This window comes from Patulibacter ginsengiterrae, from assembly GCF_056269115.1.
On sequence record NZ_JBWDOG010000001.1, the window covers coordinates 726,755 to 751,917 of the forward strand.

A 25,163-nucleotide genomic window follows, 5' to 3' on the forward strand; every position below is an offset into this window, starting at 1 on the left:
ACGACGGCCGGCGTCCCGCCCCGACCGGGCGCGCGCCGGCCACCAGGTCGGGCGCGGACCGGCCACCGGGTCGGGCGCGCGCCGACCACCAGGTCGGGCGCGGACCGGCCACCGGGTCGGGCGCGCGCGACTGGGCGACCGCCGCTCCCGCCGCTAGGCTCGGCGCGTGTCCGCCCCGCTGCTCCTGTTCGACCTGCCGTGGCTCCTCTACCGCGCCCACTTCGCGCTGCCGTCGAGCATCCGCGGCGCCGACGGTGAGCCGATCGGCGCCCTGCTGGGGGCGACCCGCGCGATCCTCGCCGAGATCGACGAGCACCAGCCGGCGGCGGTCTGCTGCGCGATCGGGGCCGAGGACGCGACCCACCGGACCGCCCTGCTGCCCGCCTACCACGCGCACCGCGACCCGATGCCCGACGCGCTCCGGCGCCGCTGGGACCAGGCGCCCGCGCTCTGCGAGGCGTTCGGTTGGGCGGTCCGCGACGGGGGTGCGCTCGAGGCCGACGACGTGCTCGCCACGCTCGCGCGGCGACGGGCCGAGCGCGAGCTGCCGTCGGTGATCGTGACCGGCGACCGCGATCTGCTCGCCTGCGTCGGCGAGCACGTCGTCGTCCGCCGGCCTGCCGGCCGCGGCCCCGGCCTCGTGACCGTCGACGAGCCGGGCGTGCTCGAGTCGCTCGGCGTCCGGCCCGATCAGGTCACCGACCTGATCGCCCTGCGCGGGGACCAGTCCGACGGCATCCCCGGCGCGCCGGGGATCGGCGCGAAGACGGCGGCCCGGCTGCTCGCCGCCCACGGCGACCTCGAGGGCGTGCTGCGTGCCGCCGGCGCCGAGGGGCCGTTCGGCGAGCCGGCCAGCGAGCCCCAGCTCGGCGACGGCCTGACCCAGCGGCTGGCGGCGGTCCTGCGCGAGCACTCCGCCGAGGTCCGCCGGGACCACGCCGTCGCGCTGCTGCACGAGGTCGAGGTCGAGGACGTGCCCGACGCGCCGACCGACCGCGCGGGTGGCGCCGACGCCGCCGAGGCCCTCGGGATGGGACGGCTGGCGGCGGACCTGCGCGCGGGTTGACCGCCGGTTGACGGGCTCGCGGGGTGACGGGCCCCGTCGGGGCAGGTCGGGCAGGTCGACGGGCCGGTCGGACCGGGCGACGGGCCGGGGTCCGGGCGACGGGCCGGGGTCCGGGCGACGGGCCGGGGTCCGGGCGACGGGCCGGGCAGGTCGGGCAGACCACCGGGCTCCGGGCGAGGCGAGGGCGCGAAGTGCAAGCGAGTGGGGCCGGCCCCGGGGTCATTTTGCCCCGCCCCGAATCGCCGGGGTCATCTTGCGTCGCCTGGCGACGCAAGATGACCCCGCTCCGCGGCGCCGACGCTTTCTGACCCCGGTCTGCCCGCCGCGCTCAGGCTCCGCCCCGCCCGCACCCCGACACCAGGCCACGCCCCGCCGCCAGTCCACACCCCCCGCCGCGCCCCGCCGCCAGGCCCCGTCCCCTACCCAGACCGCCCCGCCCGAACCGCCATGTCGGAAACCTGCCAGACAGGATCGCCCGGATCCTCGATGCTGACCTCCATGCACACCGATCGCGAACACTGCCTACGGGCGGTGCAGTCGAAGGACGCCCGCTTCGACGGGTGGTTCTTCACCGCGGTCACCTCGACCGGGATCTACTGCCGGCCGAGCTGCCCGGTGCGGCCGCCGAAGCCGGCCAACATGCGCTTCTACCCGTCCGCCGCGGCCGCCCAGCAGGCCGGGTTCCGGGCCTGCAAGCGCTGCCGCCCCGACGCCAGCCCGGGCTCGCCGGAGTGGAACGCACGCGCCGACGTCGTCGCCCGGGCGATGCGGCTGATCGGCGACGGCGTGGTCGAGCGCGAGGGGGTCGGCGGGCTCGCGGCCCAGCTCGGCTACAGCGCCCGTCAGGTCGAGCGGCACCTCCAGGCCGAGCTCGGCGCCGGGCCGCTGGCGCTCGCTCGCGCCCAGCGCGCCCAGACCGCCCGTGCCCTGATCGAGCGCAGCACGCTGACGATGGCCGAGGCGGCCCTGGCCGCCGGCTTCGGCAGCGTCCGCTCGTTCAACGACACCGTCCGCGAGGTCTTCGCCACCTCCCCCACCGAGCTTCGGCGCCAGGCCGCGAACGGCCAGCGAGCGACTGCCCCGGGCACGCTTGAGCTGCGGCTGCCGTTCCGCCGGCCGCTGTTCCCGGACAACCTCTTCGGGCACCTCGCGGCGACGGCCGTGCCCGGGGTCGAGGAGTGGCGCGACGGCTGGTACCGGCGGACCCTGCGGCTCCCCCACGGCAGCGCGATCGTCGCGCTCCGGCCGGGGCCCGGACACGTCGACTGCCGCCTGACCCTCGGCGACCTCCGCGATCTGGCCGTGGCGATCAGCCGCTGCCGCCGGATGCTCGACCTCGACGCCGATCCGGAGGCGATCGACGCCCAGCTCGGCAGCGACCCGCACCTGCGTCCGCTGGTCGCCGCCGCCCCCGGCCGACGGATCCCGGGCTCCCCCGATCCGGCCGAGTTCGCGGTCCGGGCGGTGCTCGGCCAGCAGGTCTCGACCGCCGCCGCCCGGACCCACGCCGCGCGCCTGGTCGTCGCCCACGGCGAGCCGGTCGACGACCCCGCCGGCGGCCTCACCCACCTCTTCCCGGACCCGGTGGCACTCGCCGAGCTCGACCCCGAGCGCCTGGCGCTCCCCCGCGCTCGCCGCCGGACCCTGACCACGCTGGTCGGGGCGCTCGCCTCCGGTGACCTCGACCTCGGTCCGGCGGCCGACTGGACCGAGGCCCGCCGCCGGCTGCTCGCCCTGCCCGGCTTCGGCCCGTGGACGGTCGAGGTGATCGCGATGCGCGCGCTCGGCGACCCGGACGCCTTCCCCGGCAGCGACCTCGGCGTGCTCAAGGCCGCCCGTGCCCTCGAGCTGCCCACCACCCCGGCCGCCCTCGCCGCCGCCTCCGGGGCCTGGCGTCCCTGGCGTGCCTACGCCGTCCAACACCTCTGGGCGACCGGCGACCACGCGGTCAACGTCCTGCCGGACTGAGGGCGGGCGGCGGCCGGAGCAGTCGACGGGAGCCCGGTCGCCCGGCCGTCGAGCCGCCCGATCTTGGTGATGCTGGTCATCGTCCGTGCCCTCAGCCGCTCCTGACGTCGGGGCACCCGGCCGAGAGCTCGGCATCCGTTCGCGAGCCAGGACCGAGCGCGGGCGCGGAACTCATCGCCGGGCGGCCGACGGCACCGATGAGTTTGCCGCCAGCCTGGCGTCTCACGGGCAGAGAGCACCCTTCCCGAGAGGAGCACCCGCGATGCCCAAGATCACCCCGAACCTCTGGTTCGACAGCGAGGCCGAGCCGGCCGCCGAGTTCTACGTCTCGGTCTTCCCCAACTCGCGGATCGTCGAGGTCGTCCACTACGGCCCCGACATGCCGCGCCCGGAGGGCATGGTCCTGACCGTCGCCTTCGAGCTCGACGGCACCCGCTTCGTGGCCATCAACGGTGGCCCTGAGTTCCACTTCGACGAGGCGGTCTCGTTCGAGATCACCTGCGGCTCCCAGGAGGAGGTCGACTTCTACTGGAACGCGCTCAGCGAGGGCGGCTCCGAGGGGCCGTGCGGCTGGCTCAAGGACCGCTACGGCCTCTCGTGGCAGGTCGTCCCGACGCGGCTGATCGAGCTCCTGGGCGATCCCGATCCCGGGCGGTCGCAGCGCGCGACGGCGGCGATGATGCAGATGAAGAAGATCGACATCGCTGCGGCGGAGCGCGCCGCCGCCGGCTGAGGCGGGGCGGGTCGTCGAGGCGCGGCGGGTCAAGGCGCGGCGGGACGAGACGTGACGCGGCGGGTCTAGGCGAAGCGAGACGCGGCGGGTCCAGGCGCGGCGCTGCGGACGCGGCCGCCGCTGATGCGGGTTGGCGTTGCCGGCGAACGGCAATCCGCATCGGCCCGTCGCCGCGCTCTCGCCTGATGCGGGTCAGCGTTGCCGGCGAGCGGCAATCCGCGTCAGCCCCACCACATCAGCCCTCGCCGCATCAGCCCCACCGCCTCAGTCCCTGCCGGGCTGGCCGGGCCGGTCAGACCGCCTCGTCGGCGGTGACCCGCGCCCCACGGGGCCTGCGGTTGAGGGTCACGATCGCCAGTCCACCGCCGACGGCGGCCACGGCCGCGGCACCGAGGAACGCCGCCGAGTAGCCGTTGGTCAGCGCGGTCGGATCACCGAGCTGACCGGCACCGTGGGACGCGGCCAGAGCCGTCGCCGCCGCCAGTCCGAGCGCCGAGCCCACCTGGTAGGTCGTATTCACGATCCCCGCGGCGAGTCCGCCCTCCTCCGGCCGCGCGCTCGAGATCGCCGTCCCCAGCGACGGGATGAACGCCAGCGCCTGCCCGAGCGCCGCCACCAGCGAGGCCGGCAGGACGTCGACGACGAAGTTGCCGGTCGGTCGCACGAACGACAGCCAGAGCAGCCCGGCGGCCAACGCCCAGAGACCGGCGACGATCATCGTCTTCGACCCGAAGCGGGCGATCAGCTTCGGCGCCACGCCGACCATCAGCAGCATGATCAGGATCGTCATCGGCAGCAGCGCCGCACCGCTGGCGAGCGCACCGTAGCCGAGCACCTGCTGCAGGTAGAGGTTGAGGAAGTACCACATCGGCACCCACGAGGCCCCGAGCAGCAGCTGCGCGAGGTTGGCTCCGCCGAGGTTCGGCGTCCGGAAGATCGCCAACCGGACCAGCGGGTCCTTGCGGTACTGCTGGATCGCGACGAAGCCCGCGAGCAGTGCGACGGCGGCGACGAGACCGAGCACGGTCGCGCTCGAGCCCCAGCCCTGCTCCGGGGCACGGACGACCGTGAAGACCATCAGCGCGAGGCCGGCGGTGACGACGCCGGCACCGGCGAGATCGACCGACCCGCGGGTCGTCCGGCCGGCCGGCATCAGCCGCTGGGTCGCGACCAGGGCGAGGAGCGAGATCGGGACGTAGAGCCAGAAGAGCCACGGCCAGCTGAGGTACTGGGTGATCACGCCGCCGAGGAAGACGCCGGCGGTTCCCCCGGCCGGGGCCGCGGCGCCGTAGAACGCGAGCGCCTTGCCCAGCTCCTTCGGCTGACCGCCGAACAACGTCATCAGCAGGGTCAGGGCGGAGGGTGCGATCAGCGCGGCGCCGGCCCCTTGGACCGCACGTCCGGTCAGCTCGACGCCGACGTTCTGGGCCAGCGCGGCGACGACCGAGCCGACGAGCATGACGACCCAGCCGGTGGAGAACATCCGGCGGGCGCCGAAGAGGTCGGCCAGACGGCCGCCGAGCAGCAGCAGACCGCCGAGGGCGATCACGTAGGCATTGAAGACCCACTGCAGGTCATCGGGCGAGAAGCCCAGATCGGCCTGCATCTTGGGGAGGGCCACGCCGATGATCGACGTATCCATGATGACCATGAACTGGGCGAGCGCGATGACGGCGAGCGCCCACCAGCGCTTGGGATTCGGTGGCATGAGGGTGCGTCCAATCTGGCCGCGTGAGCGGTCCATACGGTACGGGGGTTGGGTATAGAGGACGCGCGAGACACCCCCCCCCGGACCAGCCGGCCCTCGGGCGGGTGCCACGCGTGCCCGACCGACGGCGACGCCGGCCTGCATCGATCCCCGGGACCGCTCGCAGCGCGAGACGCGCGCTCCGCATACGCCCTGGGGGTATCGGCGGAACGCAAGCTAGCATACCCTCCAGGGGTATCTTGATCCGGCAGCGCCGGCGCGCCCGAAGCGGACCGCACCCGGCATCACGGTCGACCGCATATACCGCCTGGGGGTATGATCCGGCCCGTGCTGCGGCGTCCCGCCCAGCCCGGTCCGGGCTCACTCGCGCGCCACCGCCCGTCGGCGGCGCACCGACCGCTGCCCACCGCGGGCCCACCGGGGCCCGCCCCGCACCCGGCCCGGTCGGGCGTCCACGCGTGGCTCGGCCGTTCCCGCCACCCCCTGAGCGTCCTGCTCGTCGTGCTCGGGCTGGCCGCGGCCGTCGCTGCGCACCACGCCATCCCCGCAGCCGCGCTCGGCGGCCTGCACGGAGGCCAGCACGGCGGCGACCACGCGATGACCGCCGCGACCGCCTGCCTCGGGGTCGTCTCGGCCGGCGTGGTGATCGCCGCCCCGCTGGTCGTCCGCCTCCGCCGACCGCGCCCCCGACTCCGCCCGGCCGTCCGACTCCGCGCGGTCTCCCGCCTCCTGCCCACCGGCCCGCTGCCGCGCGCCCGGTCCAGCCCCCTCTACCTGCGGCACGCCGTCCTTCGTCGTTGATCACCCGCGCCGGGAGCCCACGCCCCCGGAGCACCCGCCGCGTGCCCTCGACCGGGCCCGCACCGACCAACGACAGCAGTACGAAGGAGCACCATGTCCAGGTTCCCCGCGCGCACCGTCGCGCTGTTCGGCGTCAGCGCCGTGACCGTCCTCGCCGCCAGCGGCTGCGGGTCGGGCGACGACGCCCACGACGCCCACTCCGCCGGCACCCCGACCACGATCACGACCGGCACCGCCGGCGACGCCGCCGCAGCGCCCTCCGCGGACGCCGCCGCGCCCTCGTCCGAGGCGGCCGCCGTCGACCGCGCGTTCGTCGCCCAGATGATCCCCCACCACGAGATGGCGGTCGCGATGGCGGCCGACACCCGCGAGCGCGGCGAGCACGCGGAGATCCGCGCGCTCGGCACCGGCATCACCAAGGCCCAGGAACGCGAGATCGCGGAGCTGCGCACGATCGCCAAGCGGCTCGGCGTCGCTCCCGCCTCGATGGCCGACGACGCCGCCCCGTCGGGCCACGAGGGCACGGACCACGGCGGAGGCGGCACGGCGACCAGCGACGGCGGCACCGATCACTCCGCGATGGGCCACGGCAGCGACGACGCGCCCGACGCGACCACCGACGACACCAAGACGACGCCCCCGGCCGAGGACAGCGGCAGCACGACCGGTGGCAGCATGGCCGCCGACGCCAAGTCGCTCGGACTCTCGATGGACGAGATGGGCATGTCGATGGACATGTCCGCCCTGAAGACGGCGAAGCCCTTCGACCGCGCCTTCATCGACCAGATGATCCCCCACCACCAGGGCGCGATCCGGATGGCACGGGCGCAGCTCGCGCACGGCCGCGATCCCGAGCTCCGCCGGATCTCGAAGGCGATCGTCGCCGCCCAGAAGCGGGAGATCGCCGAGATGAACGACTGGCGCGAGCGCTGGTACGGGGCCGCCTCGCCCGCCGGCGGCGTCCCGGCCGCCTGAGTCGGCCACCGGGGTCCGCGGTGGCCGAGGTCCACGGTGGCCGAGGTCCGCGGTGGCCGAGGTCCGCGGTGGCCTGACTCCGGTGGCCACCGGCGTCCCCGCCGCCTGAGCCACCGCCGCGAGCCTTCGGATCCGGAGGCTCGCGGGGCCGGGCGGGTACCGAGCCGATGCAGGTTGGCGTTCCCCCGCAACGCCAACCTGCATCAGCACCGCCGCGCCCCTCGTCGCGAGCCCGGCCCAAATCCGCTACGCCCACCCGGTCCCGATCCGCCACCGGCCACCGCCACCGGCCACCGCCACCGGAAGCCCCGCCTCGCCCAGCGCGCCGGACGAAGCAGGATCACCGGACCCGCTACGGCACCGGGCAGCCGGCCGCCGTCAGATAGGTCGAGGCGTTGTCGAACTGGGTCGCACTGACGCCCAGCGTCGCACGTACGTCGTTGCGGCCCTGAAGGTAGGCATTGACCGCAGACGGGTCGTTCGCTCCGCCGCCGTACCCGGGGAGCTTTGCCGTGTTGCCGACCCCGCCCGACATCCGGAAGCGGATGTCCGGCTGGCCCACGACCCCGGTGTTGACGAGATGGTTCTTCTGCCCCACAACGCTCGGGTGACCGATATCGAGGCAGGAGGTGCCGTTGTCCTGCGCATCACTGCCGACGACCAATCGCATGCCCGCCCCCGCCGCAGCGTTGGGTTCGGCGATCGTGTTGCCGCGAACGGTGGCGTTGATCGTCCCGTCGCCGTCGTTCTGCACGATGTCGATACCCGACGCGTTGTTGTAGGAGCGGAAGTCGTTGTTCTCGATCAGCGTGGTGATGGTGCTAGCGCCGTGGCCGTTGACGTAGATCCCGTCGCCGGTCGCCGATCCCGAGTCCACCTCGCCGGCGGTGCCGACGTGGTTGTTGATGACCGTCGCCTTCAGCGTCGCGGTGCTGCCGAGCGGGCTGTTGAGCACGATCGCCGAGTCGCGCGGCCGCTCGATGTCGTTGTTGTCGAGCGTCACCGTCGTCTGAGCGTTGCCGGCCGGGTTGACCGTGATCCCGCCGCCGAGGGTGGTCGGGCTCCCCTGGTTGCCGTCGCCCCGCATCGTGTTGTCCTCGATGGTCAGGTTCTGCGTGGCCGAGTTCGAGGCGTCGGTCGTGACCTGGACGTGGTCGCCCCGGTTCATGCTGAACGTGGCGTTCCTGATCGCGCCGGTCAGCGAGCCGGTGCCGTTGTTCTCCAGCCGGATCCCGTCGTTGCCGATCGTCGTGCTCGTGGTGCCGTAGGTCCCGCCGTCGACCGTGAAGTTCGACAGGTTGGCCGCGTCGTTGACCACCGCGAGGTTGTCCTCGGCGTTGCCGGTGACCGTCGCGTTGGTGATCGTCGCGACGCCCGACAACTCGGTGAAGTCGAGCCCGCGCTCACCGACGGCGTCGCCGTTGCCGGTGATCGAGGAGCTCAACCCGGCGCCGCCCGCGATCGAGAAGCCGCTGACGCCTGCGCCGCGGATCCCGTCGTCCTGGCCGTTGGTCACATTGACCCCGGAGAGCGACACGTTCGACGTGTTGGCCAGGTTGACGCCCGGACCGGTCGACGCGGTGATCACGCCGCCGCTGGCCGACGTCCCGGTTCCGCTCACGCTGAGGCCGCCCGCGCTCCCGGTGTTGTTGAGGTTGATGCCGTTGACCGCACCGTTCGAGGCGATCGACCGGAAGGTCGCGCCACCCGAGGTGAAGTCCGGCCCGTCGACGTTGAGCGCGGTGCCCGTCGTGGTGTTGATCGTGTTGCCCGCGCCCTGGATGGTGACCAGGCCGGTCGCGTTGGCGGTGGTGGCGGTGAAGCCGCGGCCGCTGGTGGCGTCGATGTCGAGCCCGCCACCGATGAAGCTGACCGTGTGGCTGCCGGTGAAGGCCAGGTCGACCGCGTTGGACGTTCCGGTGTTGAGCGTCTTGGTCGAGCCGGAGAAGGTGGTCGACCCGGCGCTGTTGCCGGACATCGCGATCCCGCCGCTACCGTCGTTGGTGTCGTTGATGTTGCCCGTCAGGCTGACCGTGCCGCCCGTCCGGCCGTTGACCCGGACGGAGAGCCCGCTGCCGTTGCCGATCGTGCCGGGGTAGCTGATCGCTCCGCTGCTGGCGCCGCCGATGTTGATCTCGGCGTCGCTGTGGCCGCTGAGGGCTCCGCCGTTGGCGCTGAACGTGCCGACGCCGAGGCCGATCAGCCGCAGGCCGTTGAGGCCGCCGGTCGAGCTGACCTGGTCGAGGCCGACGATCGGCGGCGTCGCCGGCGCGCCGGCGTCGGTGTTGATATCGGCCGCCGCGCCGCTGGCGGAGATGTCGCCGTCGGCCCCGCCCTGCGTCCGGACGGTGATCCCGTTGGCGTTGTTCAGCACGAGGCCGTTGCCGGTCGTGGTCAGGTTGAGGTCGTCGAGGATCAGCGAGCCGGTGGTGCTGGTCAGCGAGACACCGGTCGACGGCGACGCGTCGACCGTGGTCGAGTCGACGACGCCGGAGAGCGCCGTCCCGGAGGCGGTCAGGCCGGCCCCGTTGACGGTGCGGATCGCGTTCGTCCCGGCGCTGGTGAAGTTGACCGTGCCGGCGTTGGTCAGGCTGACGCCCGCCGAGCCGGTGCCCATCGAGACGTTGGTGTTGGAGATGTCCCAGCTGCCGGTGGTGCCGTTGAGCGCGATGCCCGCGCCGCCGCCGGTGCCGCCGATGGTCAGGTCGTCGAGCGTGCCGGCGGCGTCGCCGCTGGCCCCCTCGATCGCGTTGCCGCCGGCGCCGGTGATCTGGAGGCCGGTGACGGTGTTGCCGCTTCCGACCGCGACCGTGCCGGTGACCGACGGACGGTCGGCCGGAACGCTGTCGAAGAGCAGGTCCGACCCGACCTGGAGGTCCTGGGCCTGGCCGATCAGCCGCTGGCCGGTGAGCAGCGAGAAGCCGCCCGTCAGGCCGGTCGTGGTGCCGTCGCCCTCGAAGACGTAGATCCGGTCGTTGGCCGCGTTGGCCGCCGTGTCCGCCGCCGCCAGCGTCTTGAACGGCTGGCTGGAGCGGCCGTCACCACTGACGCCGACGTCGTTCTTGACGTACCAGACCCGTCCGCTGACGACGACGGACACGGTGCCGGTGCCGGTGGCCGGGGTCGGCGCCCCGTCAGCGACCTTGTAGGTCAGCGTGTCGGTGCCGGTGAAGCCGACGGGCGGGTCGTAGCTGAAGGTGCCGTCGGCGTGCCAGGCGACGCTGCCGCCGTTGGCGCTCGACGCCGACGAGGCCGCCTCGTCGAGGACCAGCGAGCCCGGGCCGTCGACGTCCGTGTCGTTGGTCAGCACGCTGACCGACGAGCTCGGGTTCGTACGCCCGGCCTGGCCGGCGGGCACCGTGGTGCCGTAGGCGAGGCGGGTGTTGCCGGGTGTCGTGTCGGCGTCAGCGACCCCGACCGGCGCGTCGTTGACGGCGGTCACGGCGATCGTCGCGGTGGTCGTCCCGGAGAGCGCCCCCGGGTCGGTCGCGGTGTAGGTGACCGTCCGCTGGGCGGTCGACGGATCCTCGGAGGTGTTGTCGTACTTGACCGCCCGCAGCGCCGCCTGGTAATTGGCGACGGTGTCGCTGCCGCTCAGGGTCAACGTGCCGGTGCCCGTGCTGTAGGAGCCGGTGATGTTGGCCGTGTTGACGAACGAGAGTCGGTCCTGCGCGGTGCTGAAGCCGGCGGTGATCTGCACGCTCGCCCCGGAAAGGTTGGCGTTGTCGGCGTCGGTCGCCGTCAGCGCGGGCGAGATCGCCGTCGCGGCGGCGTTCTCGGTGTAGCCGAGAGCGCCCCCACCGGCGAGCGCCGGCGGGTCGTTGACCGGCAGGATCGCGACCGCGTGGGTGACGGTGTTGCTGGCGACCGCGGCCTCGTCCCGGACCTGGAAGCTGACGGTCCGCGACGTGGTCGGGTTCTCGCTGGTGTTCGAGTAGACCACCGAGCGCAGCGCGTCCTGGTACTCGGCCTTGGTCGCCGCGCCGGACATCGTCAGGACGCCGGTCAGCGGGTTGTAGGAGCCGGTGACCGCCAGCGTCGGGGTGAACGCGAGGGTGTCGCCCTGGGCCGTGGAGAAGCCGGTCGTGATCGTCACGGTCGCGCCCGACATGCTGGTGCTGTCGACGTCCGCGACGGCCGCCAGGTCGTCGACGGCAACCGCCGAGCCGTTCTCGTTGAACGTCTTGACGTTGCCCGTGCCGGCCGTCAACGCCGGCGCGTCCGGGTTCTGGGCGACCGTGATCGTCGTCGTGATCGGGTCGCTGTCCTCCTCACCGTCGTTGGCGGTGAAGCTGACCGTGCGCGGCAGCGAGGACGGCGCGTCGTGGTTGCCGTTGACGTACCTGATGGTCCGCAGCGCGGCCTGGTACTGGGCGATGGTCGCCGTCCCGGTCAGGGTCAGGACCCCGGTGGCCGAGTTGTAGACCCCCGTGATGCCGCCCGCGTTGACGAAGCTCAGCGCGTCCTCGCTCGACGCGAGGTTGGCACTGATCGCGACCTTGGCCGAGTCGACGTTGGTGTCGTCGCCGTCGGCGACGGTGATCGCGTTGTTGACCAGCGTGGCGGCGTCGTCCTCGGTGTAGGCGACGGTGTTCCCGCCCCCGCCGAGCACCGGCGGGTCGTTGAGGCTGATCACGCCGACCGTCTTGGTCGCCGGCGCGCTGTCGTGGCTGCCGTCGTTGACCGTGAACCGGATCCCGCGGTCGGCGGGGCTCGGCGTCGTCAGGTTGGTGTTGCGGTACCGAACGGTCCGCAGCGCGGCCTGGAAGTCGGCCTTGGTCCCGAAGCCGCCCGCGAGCGGGCCGGTCAGGGTGATGGTGCCCGTCGCCGGGTCGTAGGCGGTGGCGGTGATCCCGTTGGTCGGGGTGTAGACCAGCTCGTCCTCGGCGTTGACCCGCCCGCTGCAGATGCAGACCGTCGCCGAGGCGAGGTTCGCGCTGTCGACGTCGGAGACGGTCAGGCCGGCGTCGACGGTGACCGGGCTACCGGCCTCGGTGAACGAGGGCGTGCTGCCGCTGAGGGTCACCACCGCCGGGTCGTCGGCCGGAGCCACCGTCACGGTGCGGTTCGCCGCGGCGCTGGTGAGCGCCGCGTCGCTGACGCGGAACGAGACGATCCGGTCGGTGGTCGACGGGGTGTCGCTGGAGTTGGCGTAGGCCACCGTCCGCAGCGCGGCCTGGTACTCGGCCTTGGTCGCGGTGCCGGTCAGGGTCAGGACGCCGGTCGCGCTGGCGTAGCTGCCGGCGATCTCCGGGGTGTCCGTGAACTCCAGACCGTCCTCGGCGGAGTCGAAGCCGAGGCCGATCGAGACCGTCGCGCCCGTGACGTTCGTGTCGTCGATGTCGCTGACGAGGACGCCGGGGTCGACCGCGACCGGACCGGAGCCCGCAGCAGCCGAGCTGGGCTCGACGAAGGCGGCGCTGCCGCCGGACGTCGTCACGACGGGCGCGTCGTTGACCGCCACGACCGAGACCGTCGCGGTCGCGTCGTTGCTGTTCGCGGTCCCGTCGTTGACCCGGAAGTCGATCCCGCGGACCACCGTCGAGGGATTGCCGTGGTTGGTGTTCTCGTAGGTCGCCGAGCGCAGCGCGGCCTGGTATTCGGCCTTGGTCGCCGGACCGCTGAGGGTCAGGACGCCAGCCCCGGCGTTGTAGCTCCCGGTGATGCCGTTCTGGTTCGTGAACCCGAGCACATCCTCGCCGGAGGCAAAGTTGCCGGAGATCGTGACCGTCGCGCTCTCGAGGTTCGCGTCGTCGACGTCGGCGACGCCGACCGTGCCGTCGATCACGACCGGCGACGCCTGGCCCTCGGTGAAGCTGGCGCTGGACGAGCCGGCGGTGATCGTCGGGGCGTCGTTGACCGCCACCACCGAGACGCTGCTGGCGAAGGTGTTGCTGGTCCCGTTGGCGCTGCTGCCGTCGGTGACCGTGAAGCTGACCGTGCGGCCGGCGGTCGACGGGTCGGCGGTGTTGAGGTTGCGGTAGCGAATCGACCGCAGCGCGTCCTGGTACTGGGCCTTGGTCGCCGAGCCGCTCAGGGTCAGGACGCCGGTCGGGGCGTCGTAGCTGCCGACGATCCCGTTCTGGGTGACGAAGACCAGGCGGTCCTCGAGGGCGCTGAGCCCGGCGGTGATCGCGACGGTCGCCCCGGCCATGTTGGCGTTGTCGACGTCGGCGATGACGACTCCGGTGTGGATCAGGACGCCGGTCGTGTCGTCCTCGGTGAAGCTGACGGAGCCGGGCGCGGCGATCAGGACCGGCGCGTCGTTGACCGGCTGGATGGCGACGGTCGTCGTCGCCGAGTTGCTGGCGAGCGTCCCGTCGGTGACCTGGAAGCCGACCACGCGCGAGGTCGTGGACGGATCGTCGGTGTTGACGTTCGAGTACTTGATCGAGCGCAGCGCCGCCTGGTAGTTCGCCAGCGTGTCGCTGCCGGAGAGGACCAGCACGCCGGTCGCGGCGTCGTAGCTGCCGGTGATGTTCGCCGTGTCGGTGAAGACCAGACGGTCCTCGGTGTCCACGAAGCCGGTCCCGATCGAGACCGTCGCGCCGGCGAGGGTCGCGTCGTCGGCGTCACCCGCGGTCAGCCCCGGAGCGATCGTCACGTCGGCACCGCCCTCGGTGAAGACCGGCTCGTCGTCGACGTCGGAGGTCAGCGTCGGCGCGTCGTCGTGCGGGTTGATGTCGACCCCGTTGATCTCGGTGCCGCTGAGGTTGCTCGAGGCCGCGCCGTCGTCGACCCGGAACCCGACCGCGCGCTGGATCGTCGACGGGTTGCCGGTGTTGAGGTTGCGGTAGCGGACCGAGCGCAGCGCGGCCTGGTACTGGGCCTTCGTCGCCGAGCCGGTCAGGCTCAGGACCCCGGTCGCGGTCGAGTAGCTGCCGGTGATCCCGTTCTGGGCGACGAAGAGCAGCTCGTCCTCGCTGGCGTCGAAGCCGACGCCGATCGAGACGCGCGCGCCCGCCAGGTTCGCGTTGTCGACGTCGACGACGGTCAACCCGGAGTTGACGATCACGCCGGTGGTGTCGTCCTCCTCGAAGGTGACGGTGTTGCCCCCGCCGCCGAGGACCGGGGCGTCGTTGACCGGCGCGACCGTGACCGCGGTCCTGGCGGTGTTGCTGGCGCCGTCGCCGTCGGAGACCGCGAAGCCGATCGCGCGGGTGGCGTTCGACGGGTCGTCGTCGTTGGTGTCCTCGTAGGTCACGCTGCGCAGCGCCGCCTGGTAGTTGGCGACGGTGTCGCTCCCGGTCAGGGTCAGGACGCCGGTCGCGCTGTCGTAGCTGCCGGTGATCGTCGGCGTGTCCGTGAAGGCGAGCTCGTCCTCGCTGCTGACGAAGCCGGTCCCGATCGAGACCGTCGCCGACCCGAGGTTGGCGTCGTCGACGTCACCGACGACCAGCGCCGGGTCGACCGCTACCGGCGCGTCCGCCTCGGTGAAGGTGACGGCGGCGCCGCCGTCGGTCAGGGTCGGCAGGTCGTTGACGGCGTTGACCAGCACGCTGCTGGTGACCAGGTTGCTGGTCGCGGCGAGCACGGAGCCGTCGTTGACCTGCAACGAGACCGTCCGCGCCGCGGTCGACGGGTTGCCGGTGTTGGCGTTGCGGTACCGGATCGAACGCAGGGCGGTCTCGTACGCGGCCTGCGAGGCCGAGCCGGTGAGGGTCAAGGTGCCGGTCGCTTGGTCGTAGCTGCCGGTGATCCCGGCCTGGTCGACGAAGGCCAAGCGGTCCTCGCCGCTGGCGAGGTTGCCTGTGATCTGGGCGGTCGCCGCCGCCAGGTTGGGGCTGTCGACGTCGCTGACCAGGACGGAGGGTGCGACGAGCACGCCGGTGGCGTCGTCCTCGGTGTAGGCGGCGATGTTGCCGGCGCCGGCCAGGACCGGCGCGTCGTTGACCGTCTCCAGGCCGACCGGACGGGTCACCGGGGCGCTCTCGGCGCGCCCGTCGTCGACCCGGAGGACGACGCCGCGCGGGGCGTTCGACGGGTTGCTGCTGGTGTTGCGGAAGCGCACCGAGCGGAGTGCCGCCTGGTAGTCGGCCTTGCTCGCCGAGCCGGTCAGGCTGAGCACGCCGGTCGCGGCGGAGAAGCTGCCGGTGATCGCGGGCGTGTCGGTGAAGAGCAGCTCGTCCTCGCCGCTGGCGAAGCCGTCGCCGATCGCGACCGTGGCGCCGGTGACGTCGGCGTCATCGACGTCGACGAGCGTCAGGCCCGGGTCGACGGCGACCGGGGCGCCGGCCTCGACGAAGCTGGTGGTGCCCGGCCCGAGGGTGAGGATCGGGGCGTCGTTGACCGCCGTGACGGTGATCGAGACGGTCGCGGGGGCCGAGCTCGTCTGCCCGTCGGAGACGCTGAAGGTCAGCGAGTCGCTGCCGTTCACGTTCGCGTTCGGGGTGTAGATGCGGTTCGCGCCGGTACCGCTCAGCGTGCCCTTGGTCGGGCCGCTGACGATCTCGTAGCTGAGCGGGTCGCCGTCGGGGTCGGTCCCGGCGAGCGTGATCGCGACGGGCGCGTCCTCGGCGGTGGTGACGCTGCCGGCGTTGGCGACCGGCGGGTGGTTGACCTTCGGCGTGCCTCCACCCGCCGGGAACCCACCCGGGAAGTGCAGGATCGGCTGCGGCGCTCCGGCGACCTGCTCGGCGAGGCTGCCGCCGGAGCAGAGCGTGAAGGAGCGGGCGATCATCCAGGCCAGGAAGGACGTGCTGCGCCCGTCGGCCTTCGCCGCGGCCGCGGCGCCGACCTCCTCGGGGCTGGAGAGGAAGCAGCTGAGGCCCTGGAGCTCACGGTTGGTGAACTCGAGGTGACCACGACGGTTGTAGGTGTTGGCGACCGGCCGGCCCTGGGGATCCTGGACGTCGGCGAGCGCGGTGAAGCTGCCGTCCGCGGCGCCCGAGGACGCGGCGAACAGGACCAGGTTCGGCGCCGTGCGCAGGACCGGCAGGAAGCGGCCCGAGTAGGGCGCGTCGACCATCAGCTTGAAGGTGACGCCGGGGTGCTCGGCCAGGATCTTGCCGACCGCGGTGGCGGTCACGGCCTGCTGGTCGATCTTGCCGTCGCTGCGGCCGTTGGTTCCGACGTTGACCGCGGCCTCTCCGCTCCGGTAGCCACCGCCACCGAGGTACACCAGGACGTCCTTGCAGCCGTGCTGCGTGATCGCCTGGTTGACGAAGCCACCGGGGGTCAGGCCCTCGCGGTAGCGGTAGCGCGCGGTGAAGAAGCCCGGGTTGAGGCGCGCGAGCTGGTTGAAGACGACGCCGAGCTCGGCGCGGGTGCGGTCGACCGGCCCCGCGTCGTAGAAGCTGCCGAGCGTGTCGCTGATCCGGATCGCGCACGAGCCCTCGGCGGCGAGCTGGTCCGCCGCCTGCTTGCGGGCGGCACCCGACGGGGCCTGGGCCGGGACGAGGTCGTTGACCTGCGGCAGCGTCGCGCCGATCGACACGCCGAGGTTCGTGGCGCTGATGGCACGGGTCGTCGAGCCCTTCCCGGTCCGCCACGAGCGCGTGAACGCGCGGTGCTTGGGGGAGCGGTAGGCGTCGTAGCCGGCCAGGAACTCGGGCAGCTTGCCGTCGATCAGCGGCGGCCAGAGCAGGGTCTTGGAGACGCTGACCCGGCCGCTGGTGGTCCCGACCAGGATGACCCGGCCTGGGTGCTGGTACGCCTGGTACGGCGCCTGGTCCTCGTAGAAGAGCCAGGCGGACTCACGACCGGTGCGCGCGACGACCGGGGCATCGACGGTCGTGACGCCGGCCTTCGCTCGCTCGCGGCCACGGCTGCTGGCGGCGCCCTTGGGGGTCGCCGAGCCGACGCCGGCCTGCTGGATCCGCGTGTTGCGCGGGACCCGCTTCGATTGCCGGAAGACGATCACCGGCGCCGATCCGCTCCGCACCTTCAGCGCCGACAGGGCCTTGCGCTGGGCCTGCGACTGGGAGGTGGCCGCAGCGGCAGGGGCTGGGTTCGCGGCGGCCAGACCGGCCAGCACGACCAGCGTAGGAAGGGACGAACGGATCAGTCGGGACATAGAGGTCTGCACTGCGCGCGGATCTCCTTCGTCACGGGCGTGACGCACGACGAGATCACCGGCTTCGCGGGCGCAGTGAAATGTACACCGCCTGCGCGCCCCCTCAAGTCGACACCGTCAATCAACCGTCCACCGTGCGGTGATTGTTGGTCGATGACCCGCTCCGCGTGTAGGCTCTCGCGGCGATGTCCGACACCCCCTTCCTCGGCGAGCTGCGGCTCATGAGCTTCAACTTCGCCCCCAGCGGCTGGGCGGAGTGCAACGGCCAGCTCCTGCCGATCAACCAGAACCAACCACTGTTCTCGTTGTTCGGCACGATGTACGGCGGCGACGGGCGCGTGAACTTCGCGTTGCCCGATATGCGCGGCCGCGCGCCGATCCACCGCGGCGGCGGTGCCGGACGCGTCGTCGGCCAGCCGGACGGCAAGGAGTTCCACACCCTGAGCCAGGCGGAGCTGCCCGCGCACTCCCACCAGGTGATGGCGTCGTCCTCCAACGCCAACCAGCCGATGCCCGGGATGCTCGCCGCCGCCAACAACCTCTACCGACCGCTCAGCGATCTGACCACCGTGAACCCACAGACCATCTCCAACTACGGCAACAGCCAGCCGCACGAGAACCGCCAGCCGGCACTGACACTCTGTTGGTGTGTCGCGCTCCTCGGCATCTTCCCGTCGAGGAACTAACCCATGCCCTATGTCGGTGAGATCCGCATGTTCGGCGGCAACTTCGGCCCCAATGGCTGGATGCTCTGCCAGGGGCAGACGCTGCCGATCTCGGAGTACGAGGTCCTCTTCCAACTGCTCGGCACCACCTACGGCGGTAACGGCGAGGAGACGTTCCGGCTGCCGGACCTCCAGGGCCGGCTGCCGGTGCACATGGGCAAGGGTCCCGTGCTCAGCCAGACCTACCAGATCGGCGAGCCGTTCGGGGTCGAGGACGTGACGATCACCGCGCAGCAGACACCGCAGCACACCCACGGCTTCCTCGCCTCGACCGCCGGAGGGACGACGACCAACCCCCAGGACATGGTCGTCGGCAGCCCGCCGAGCATCACGATGTTCCTGCGGGATTCCCCGGGCATCGCGTTGCCCGCCCCTATGGTGCAGCCGACCGGCGGCTCGCAGCCACACGAGAACCGCATGCCGATCCTCGCCGTCAACTACATCATCTCCCTCTTTGGGGTGTTCCCGCACCAATGACCGATCCTTTCGTCGCCGAGATCCGCGTCTTCGGCTTTGACTTCCCACCCAAGGGCTGGGCGTACTGCGACGGGCAGCTGATGCCGATCTCGCAGAACACCGCGCTCTTCTCGCTGCTCGGCACCATGTACGGCGGTGACGGCAAGTCGACGTTCGGCCTGCCCGATCTCGAGGGCTCGGGCGCGATCCAGCAAGGCCAGAGCACCACCGGGACCGAGTACTTCCAGGGCGAGGTGGTCGGCACCGACACCGTCCAGTTGCTCCAAACCGAGATGCCGAAGCACACCCACACGGCGATGGCCTCGCCGGACACCGCCGAACAGTCATCGCCGGCCCCGGACCGGGCGCTCGCCCGCGCCACCCCCGGCCAGCCCTACCAGTCCAACGCGACCGATAACTTGGTCCCGATGAACCCGCAGGTGCTGTCGGTCGTCGGCTCGGACGCCCCGCACCCCAACGTCCCGCCGGTCCTGACGGTGAACTTCTGCATCGCGCTTCAGGGCGTCTTCCCGCAGCGCCCGTGAGCGCGGCGCCGACGGTCGGCCTGCGGTCGGCAACCCCGGACGACCGGGCCTTCCTCGCCCGCGTCTACGCGAGCACCCGCGAGCAGGAGCTGGCGCGGGTGCCGTTCAGCGCGGCCGAGAAGGCGGCGTTCCTCGAGCACCAGTTCGAGGCCCAGTCCCGGCACTACGCCCAGCACTACCACGACACCTCGTTCGACGTGGTGGAGGTCGACGGGACGCCGGCCGGGCGCCTGATCGTCGGTCGTTGGGCGCGCGAGGTCCGGGTCGTCGACATCGCGCTGCTGCCCGAGCACCGCGGTCGCGGCGTCGGCACCCGGGTGCTGGCGCCGGTGCTCGCCGAGGCCGACGCCCGCAACGTACCGACGACGATCCACGTCGAGACCTTCAATCCCGCCCAGCGGCTCTACCGGCGGCTCGGCTTCGTCCCCGTGGACGAGCCGCGCGAGGGCACGGTCTACCTGCTCTGGGAGCGTCCGCCGGGCGGTCCCGTGGACGCCCTGTCCTGACCCGCCGGGCTCCCGAGCCGCGTCGCGGCCGAGCACCGGCGGTCGGGACGTCTACGCGAAGACGGCCTCGTAGCGCATCGCCTCGGCGTCGCGGGCGATCGGGACGAGGAAGATCGCCAGCACGCCCAGCTCGTCGTGCTGGAGCGCGTAGGTGCCCTGCCCGAGCTGGGTCTCGAGCGGGCCCCGGAAGACCAGCGAGAACGGCTGCCGCGGCGCCGCCGCAGCCGGGCCGTCGGCCTGGTCCGGTACGGAACCGCCGAGCGCGCTGGTGGCGATCAGCGTCAGCGTCAGCGAGCCCGCATCGCCCAGGTCGAGCGTGAACGAGCTCTCCAGGACCGCCGCGAAGTCATCGACGGTCGGGGTTTCGAGCGTGCTCACGAGAATCGGACCTTCCTGCGAATGCGGGTGATGCGGCCGTTGCGGGCGACGACGGTCAGGTGCAGCTCGTAGCGACCCGGGGCGAGGCTCCGGCGCCCGAGGAACCGCATCCGGATCCGCTGCGGCGTGCGGACGTCGACCGCGGTCCGAGCGACCAGCTTGCCGTGGGCGAACAGCAGCGCGTGGACCGACGCCACCGTGCTCGCGTCGGCGAGGGCCAGCTCGGCCACGATCGTCCGGCGGGTGCTGCCGCGGCTGAGCGCGACCCGCCGCAGCCGCGGACTGACGGCCTTCCTGCTCGCCCCGGCCTTCGCCGCCGGCGGCGTCGAGCCCTGGGAGCCGTTCGCGACCCCGGTCTCGGCCACCGCGGTCGCCGGCTGCTCACCACGAGCCTCGGGCACGGTGACGGGCGTGGGAACGCCCTCCTCGTTGATGCCGGCGACGCGCACCGTCCGGTCGACGATCGCCTCGTAGACCTGGGTCCCGGCCTCGCGCTCGACCGGAACGAGGAACAGCTCGAACCTGCCCAGGTCCGCGTGCTGCAGCTGGACCTGCCCCTGGGCCACGCCGGCCGGGCCGCTGAAGCGGAGCGAGAACGCACCGTCGTGATCGCGCAGGTCCGGCAGGACGGCGGCGATCGACAGGTCGGAGACCTCGAGCAGCCGGAACGCCGATGTTCGCCCGCCGGCGGTCGCCGAGAAGGCCTTGTCCGTGACCTGGAGCCAGGTCGAGCGGCGTAGTTGCGGCTGGAGCGGCGCCGCTTCGGCGATCCCGTCCAGCAGCTGGAGACCTGGGCCGAGCCAGAGCGCGGCCACGCCGGCCCCGCCGGTGGCCAGCAGATGACGTCGGCTGAGCCGCCCCGTCGAGAGGTCGTTACGTGGTCGAGCGGACATGAGGCCGGACGATCATACGGCCCCGGGGGTGCCCATTCCACGCGCGCACGGGAAAACGGACGTTGGTTCGTCCGGCCGTGCGAGCCCCCGGGGCCGTGCCCCGTCCGGCCGCGGACGAACCGGAGCCGCCTGCCGACGGCCGAAGCAGCCGATCCGAGCCGCCGGGCACCGTCCCGGGTGCGGGGTTTCCGCGGTGGCCGAGAGCCGGCCCGACAGCTACTGTCGTAGGGGTGCTGGTCTCGCGTCTCCCCCGCCCCACGTCCGGCAGGGCCGGCCGTTGAGCACGGTGCCCTCAGCCGTGAAGGGCGCGGGCGGATTCGCGCTGCGGCCGCTCTCCGGCGCGGTCCGGCTGGGGCGCGGGGTCGAGCGACGCGCCCGGCGGGCGGCCGCCGACGCGCTGATCGCGACCGCCGACGCCTGGCTCTCCTCACCGGAGCCGGCCCGGATCGTCGACGCGATCGCCAACCACGAGGGCACCACCAGGCTCGTCGCCCGGATCGTGGACAGCCGGGCCGCCGACCAGCTCGTCCGCCACGCGGTCGACAGCGGCCTGCTCGACACCGCGCTGAAGCGCCTGCTCCTGCGCGAGCAGCTGTGGGTCCTGATCGACGAGGTCGCCCGCAGCCCGGCGGTGACGGAGGCGATCGCCCACCAGAGCCGCAGCGCCGCCGGAGAGGTCGCCGAGGGCGTCCGCGACGGATCGCGGCGGGCCGACGCCTGGGTCGAGCGGCTCGCGCGACGGCGGAGCGATCGGCCCGGCAACGGCGACCTGCCGGGCTCGCCGTGAGCGACGAGGATCCGATCGCGGCGGCCCAGGCGCGGGCGCGCCGCGCGCCCCGCCCCCGGCGGCGCGAACCAGCTGCCGCCCCCAGTGACGGACCCGTCTACGCCGGACTCGTCACCCGGGCGGTCGCGTTCGCGATCGACGGGGCGATCATCAACCTGACCTCGGTGGTGGCCTCGGCGATCGTCGCGCTCGCGCTCTCGGTGATCTACGACCCGGTCGCGTTGCACGACGCGCTGCTCGTGGTTGGCGCCATCGTCTACGCCTTCTGGGTCGTCGGCTACTTCGTCGTCTCGTGGTCGACGGGTGGTCAGACGCTCGGCAACCGCGTCATGCAGATCCGCGTCGTCGCCGCGGACGGCGGCCCGATCCGGCTGCGGCGGGCGCTGCTGCGGTTCGTCAGCCTGACGCTCGCGGTGATCCCGTTGCTCGCCGGGTTCGTGATCCTGCTGTGGGACGAGCGGCGGCGGGCGCTCCAGGACCGGCTCGCGCGGACGCTCGTGATCGAGTCCCGGCCGGAGTAGGTCCGGCCTCGGCCGGAGGAGGCGTCCGCCCTCGGCGCCCTCCGCCGCCGCGGGACGCGCGGTCCCGCGGGCGGAGGTCGCTCGCCGACGCTACTGGGCCCGCGGGAACCCACTCGCGGGCCCGTGGGAGACGTGCGCCCCGCTCGCGAGGGGGCGCGCCGCGTCCGGGCCGCGACCGTCGTCGGGCCGCTCGTGGCGCCCCGGCCCGCCCCGCTCAGGCCTCGAGCACGACGGCCAGGCCCTGGCCGACGCCGATGCAGATCGCGGCCAGGCCGTAGCCCCCGCCGGACGCCTTCAGGGCGTGCGCGAGGCGGCCGATGATCCGGCCACCGGAGGCGCCGAGCGGGTGCCCGATCGCGAGCGCGCCGCCGTTGACGTTGACGATGGACGGATCCAGCTCGGGCCAGCCCTTGAGGCAGGCCAGCGACTGGGCCGCGAAGGCCTCGTTCAGCTCGACGGCCTTGAGGTCGCCCCAGCCGATCCCGGCCCGGCGCAGCGCCTCGTTGGCGGCCTCGACCGGCGCGTAGCCGAAGACGTCAGGGTCGTTGCCGTGGGCCGCGCGGGAGACGATCCGGGCGAGCGGATCGCGGCCGAGCGTAGCGGCAGCGGCCTCGTTGCCGAGCAGCACCATCGACGCGCCGTCGTTGAGCGGCGAGGCGTTGCCGGGGGTGACGGTGCCGTCGGCGCGGAAGGCGGGCTTCAGCGTCGCCAGCTTCTCGAGCGTCGTCGTCTCGCGGATCGACTCGTCGCGGGCCAGCTCGACCCCGGGGACGGGCACGATCTCGTTCGCGAGCGTGCCGTCCGCCCAGGCGCGGGCCGCGCGCTGGTGGCTCTCGTGGGCGAAGGCGTCCTGCTGCTCGCGGTCGATCCCGTGGATCGTCGCCAGCTTCTCGGTGCTCTCACCGAGCGAGATCGTCCACTTCTCCGGCATCGCCGGGTTGACCATCCGCCAGCCGAGGGTCGTCGAGTGGAGGGTCTCGTGGCCGGCCGGGTAGGGCCGCGAAGGCTTGAGCAGGACCCACGGGGCGCGACTCATCGACTCGACGCCACCGGCGACCATCAGCGCCGCGTCGCCGGTCTCGATCGCGCGCGAGCCCTGGATCGTGGCCTCGAGGCTGGAGCCGCAGAGCCGGTTGACGGTCACGCCGGAGACGCTGGTCGGCAGCCCGGCCAGCAGCGCGGCCATCCGTGCGACGTTGCGGTTGTCCTCCCCCGCGCCGTTCGCGTCGCCGAGGATCACGTCGTCGATCGCGGCCGGATCGAGCCCGGGCGTCCGCTCGATCAGCGCCTTCAGGGTGCTGGCGGCGAGGTCGTCGGGGCGGACGCCGGCGAGCGCGCCGCCGAACTTCCCGAACGGGGTCCGGACGGCGTCGAGGACGTAGGCGGCAGAACGGTCGGTCATCGGGCGATCAGCTCCCGGAGCGCGGTGAGCTCCTGGTCGGTGGGGATGGCGGTGGTGGCGACCGACGCGGCGACCTTCAGGTCCCAGCCGGTGTTCTCGCGGGCCTGCTCGACGGTCGCGCCGGGGTGGAGCTGCACGAGGGTCAGCTCCTTCGTCTCCGGGTCGGGCTCGAGCACGCCCAGGTCGGTGATCACGGCCGACGGGCCGCGGCCGCGGAAGCCGAGCGCCTCGCGGTCGAAGCCGGGCCGGTCCAACCCGGTCGGGTCGCCGTGGCCGACGGTGGTCACGAAGTCGATCCGCTCGACCAGCGTCCGCTTCGTGTGCGGGGCGACGACCACGACCTCGCCGCAACCACCGGCGATCTCGGGTGCGCCGCCGGCGCCGGGCAGGCGCGTCCTCGGCGCGTCGTAGTCGCCGATCACCGTCGAGTTGAGGTTCGCGAAGCGGTCGACCTGGGCGGCGCCGAGGAAGGCGACGTCGATCCGGCCGGGCTGGACCCAGTAGTTGAACATCTCGGGCACGGCGACCACCGCGTCGGCGGTCTCGGCCAGCTCGCCGTCGCCGATCGAGAGCGGGACCCGACGCGGCTTGGCGCCGATCGTGCCCGACTCGTAGACCAGGACGAGGTCGGTGTTGTGGATCTCGCGGGCGAGGATCGCGGCCGTCGACGGCTTGCCGACGCCGATGAAGACGACCTTCGCGGAGGTCAGCCGGCGGGCGGCGACGATCGTCTGGATCTCCCCGGTGGTCGCCGGAGCGGCGTGGTCGATGGTGCTCATGCGCTCGCCTCCGTGGCGTTCAGGACGTGCTCGTCGATCCAGGCGGTGAACAGCTCCCGGTCGCGGCTGACGACGTCCCACGCGCGGTAGGCGTCGTTGTCGCGCTCGGTGATCCCGTGGGCGTACGACGGCTGCGAGCCGCGCGGGGCCTCGGCGACCGCGTCGATCGTCCAGCCGGGCAGGACGATCCCGCCGGGGCGGGGCTCGAGCTCGTCGACGATCCGCTCCACGGTCACCAGCGAACGGGTGGCGGCGAGGACCGCCTCCTTCTGCACGCCGGGGATCCCCCAGAGCTGGACGTTGCCCTGGCGGTCGGCCTCCTGGGCGTGGACGATCGCGACGTCCGGGCGCAGCGCGGCGACCGCCGCCAGCCGCTCGCCGGTGAACGGGCAGGTGACCCGCTCGACGTTGGTGTGCTGCTCGAGGTCGGTCCCGGCGTAGGCCCGGAGGACCGCGAACGGCAGGTCCGAGGCGCCGGCGACGTAGCGGTTGGCCATCGCCGCGTGGCTGTGCTCCTCGATCTCGATCGGGTGCGGCCAACCGTTCTCGATCGCGTCGCGGAAGCGGTGCAGCGAGCCGACGCCGGGGTTGCCGCCGTAGGAGAAGACCAGCTTGCGGGCCGCGCCGGCGCCGATCATCTGGTCGTAGAGGACGTCCGGCGTCATCCGGATCAGCTCGAGGTCGCGGCGTCCCTGCCGCAGCACCTCGTGCCCGGCCGCGAACGGGATCAGGTGGGTGAAGCCCTCCATCGCCAGGCTGTCGCCGTCGTGGACGAGCTCGGCGACGGCGGAGGACAGGTCGGTCAGCTCGGCCACGGGGTGCCCCTCATCAGGTCATGTTCGCAATACGAACTTCTGTGCACATATCGAACACTAGCGGCTAGACTGCCCCGACGCCACCCCTCG

The 25,163-nt window shown here is 72.9% G+C and carries 18 protein-coding genes; 11 read left to right on the forward strand and 7 right to left on the reverse strand.

Features of this window, described 5'->3' with window-relative positions:
- Positions 1-166: 166 nt before the first annotated feature.
- From ACVUH9_RS03165 to ACVUH9_RS03175, 3 genes are all read left to right on the forward strand, one after another.
- A complete protein-coding gene (locus ACVUH9_RS03165; RefSeq protein ID WP_475753861.1) occupies positions 167-1,066 on the forward strand; it encodes a 5'-3' exonuclease in 900 nt (299 codons plus the stop codon).
- Positions 1,067-1,564: 498 nt separating this feature from the next.
- Entirely contained in the window at positions 1,565-3,034 is a 1,470-nt protein-coding gene (locus tag ACVUH9_RS03170) for a DNA-3-methyladenine glycosylase 2 family protein (protein WP_475753863.1), read from the forward strand.
- Positions 3,035-3,296: 262 nt separating this feature from the next.
- Positions 3,297-3,767, forward strand: coding sequence for a VOC family protein (locus ACVUH9_RS03175; protein WP_475753865.1), 471 nt, complete (start codon positions 3,297-3,299; stop codon positions 3,765-3,767).
- A gap of 292 nt (positions 3,768-4,059) precedes the next feature.
- On the opposite strand, the gene ACVUH9_RS03180 is transcribed toward ACVUH9_RS03175, so the two are convergent.
- Positions 4,060-5,475, reverse strand: coding sequence for an MFS transporter (locus ACVUH9_RS03180; RefSeq protein ID WP_475753867.1), 1,416 nt, complete (start codon positions 5,473-5,475; stop codon positions 4,060-4,062).
- 327 nt (positions 5,476-5,802) lie between these two features.
- On the opposite strand from ACVUH9_RS03180, the gene ACVUH9_RS03185 reads away from it, so the two are divergent.
- Together ACVUH9_RS03185 and ACVUH9_RS03190 are read left to right on the forward strand one after the other, a co-directional pair.
- Entirely contained in the window at positions 5,803-6,276 is a 474-nt protein-coding gene (locus ACVUH9_RS03185) for a hypothetical protein (protein WP_475753869.1), read from the forward strand.
- Positions 6,277-6,369: 93 nt separating this feature from the next.
- Positions 6,370-7,251, forward strand: coding sequence for a DUF305 domain-containing protein (locus ACVUH9_RS03190; protein WP_475753870.1), 882 nt, complete (start codon positions 6,370-6,372; stop codon positions 7,249-7,251).
- Positions 7,252-7,603: 352 nt separating this feature from the next.
- On the opposite strand, the gene ACVUH9_RS03195 is transcribed toward ACVUH9_RS03190, so the two are convergent.
- Positions 7,604-17,266, reverse strand: coding sequence for a beta strand repeat-containing protein (locus ACVUH9_RS03195; protein WP_475753872.1), 9,663 nt, complete (start codon positions 17,264-17,266; stop codon positions 7,604-7,606).
- A gap of 185 nt (positions 17,267-17,451) precedes the next feature.
- On the opposite strand from ACVUH9_RS03195, the gene ACVUH9_RS03200 reads away from it, so the two are divergent.
- From ACVUH9_RS03200 to ACVUH9_RS03215, 4 genes are read left to right on the forward strand one after another with little or no spacing between them, the layout of a single operon-like run.
- Positions 17,452-17,952 carry a phage tail protein gene (locus tag ACVUH9_RS03200; RefSeq protein WP_475753874.1) on the forward strand — a complete coding sequence of 167 codons (501 nt, stop codon included), beginning with the start codon at positions 17,452-17,454 and terminating at the stop codon, positions 17,950-17,952.
- A gap of 3 nt (positions 17,953-17,955) precedes the next feature.
- Positions 17,956-18,468: a phage tail protein gene (locus ACVUH9_RS03205; protein ID WP_475753876.1), complete on the forward strand. Its 513-nt coding sequence runs from the start codon at positions 17,956-17,958 to the stop codon at positions 18,466-18,468.
- Complete coding sequence (locus tag ACVUH9_RS03210; RefSeq protein WP_475753878.1) at positions 18,465-18,992, forward strand: phage tail protein; 528 nt, start codon at positions 18,465-18,467, stop codon at positions 18,990-18,992. The genes ACVUH9_RS03205 and ACVUH9_RS03210 overlap by 4 nt, the downstream gene beginning before the upstream one ends.
- Complete coding sequence (locus ACVUH9_RS03215; protein WP_475753880.1) at positions 18,989-19,498, forward strand: N-acetyltransferase family protein; 510 nt, start codon at positions 18,989-18,991, stop codon at positions 19,496-19,498. The genes ACVUH9_RS03210 and ACVUH9_RS03215 overlap by 4 nt, the downstream gene beginning before the upstream one ends.
- 51 nt (positions 19,499-19,549) lie before the next feature.
- Here ACVUH9_RS03215 and ACVUH9_RS03220 read toward each other — a convergent pair whose 3' ends face one another.
- Together ACVUH9_RS03220 and ACVUH9_RS03225 are read right to left on the reverse strand one after the other, a co-directional pair.
- Positions 19,550-19,876 (reverse strand): DUF6916 family protein, encoded by a 327-nt coding sequence (locus ACVUH9_RS03220; RefSeq protein ID WP_475753882.1) that lies wholly within the window; start codon positions 19,874-19,876, stop codon positions 19,550-19,552.
- The gene (locus ACVUH9_RS03225; protein WP_475753884.1) at positions 19,873-20,769 is read right to left on the reverse strand and encodes a DUF6916 family protein; all 897 of its coding nucleotides are present in this window, start codon (positions 20,767-20,769) and stop codon (positions 19,873-19,875) included. The genes ACVUH9_RS03220 and ACVUH9_RS03225 overlap by 4 nt, the downstream gene beginning before the upstream one ends.
- 286 nt (positions 20,770-21,055) lie before the next feature.
- Between ACVUH9_RS03225 and ACVUH9_RS03230 the strand changes: the two genes are divergently transcribed.
- Both ACVUH9_RS03230 and ACVUH9_RS03235 read left to right on the forward strand, forming a co-directional pair.
- Entirely contained in the window at positions 21,056-21,556 is a 501-nt protein-coding gene (locus ACVUH9_RS03230; protein WP_475753886.1) for a hypothetical protein, read from the forward strand.
- Positions 21,553-22,077 (forward strand): RDD family protein, encoded by a 525-nt coding sequence (locus ACVUH9_RS03235; protein ID WP_475753887.1) that lies wholly within the window; start codon positions 21,553-21,555, stop codon positions 22,075-22,077. The genes ACVUH9_RS03230 and ACVUH9_RS03235 overlap by 4 nt, the downstream gene beginning before the upstream one ends.
- Positions 22,078-22,291: 214 nt before the next feature.
- Here the strand turns inward: ACVUH9_RS03235 and ACVUH9_RS03240 are convergent, their stop codons facing one another.
- From ACVUH9_RS03240 to ACVUH9_RS03250, 3 genes are read right to left on the reverse strand one after another with little or no spacing between them, the layout of a single operon-like run.
- Entirely contained in the window at positions 22,292-23,479 is a 1,188-nt protein-coding gene (locus ACVUH9_RS03240; RefSeq protein WP_475753889.1) for a thiolase family protein, read from the reverse strand.
- The gene (locus ACVUH9_RS03245) at positions 23,476-24,258 is read right to left on the reverse strand and encodes a CoA-transferase subunit beta (protein ID WP_475753891.1); all 783 of its coding nucleotides are present in this window, start codon (positions 24,256-24,258) and stop codon (positions 23,476-23,478) included. Before ACVUH9_RS03245 ends, ACVUH9_RS03240 begins: the two co-directional genes overlap by 4 nt.
- Positions 24,255-25,073 carry a CoA transferase subunit A gene (locus ACVUH9_RS03250; protein WP_475753893.1) on the reverse strand — a complete coding sequence of 273 codons (819 nt, stop codon included), beginning with the start codon at positions 25,071-25,073 and terminating at the stop codon, positions 24,255-24,257. The genes ACVUH9_RS03245 and ACVUH9_RS03250 overlap by 4 nt, the downstream gene beginning before the upstream one ends.
- Positions 25,074-25,163: the final 90 nt, after the last annotated feature.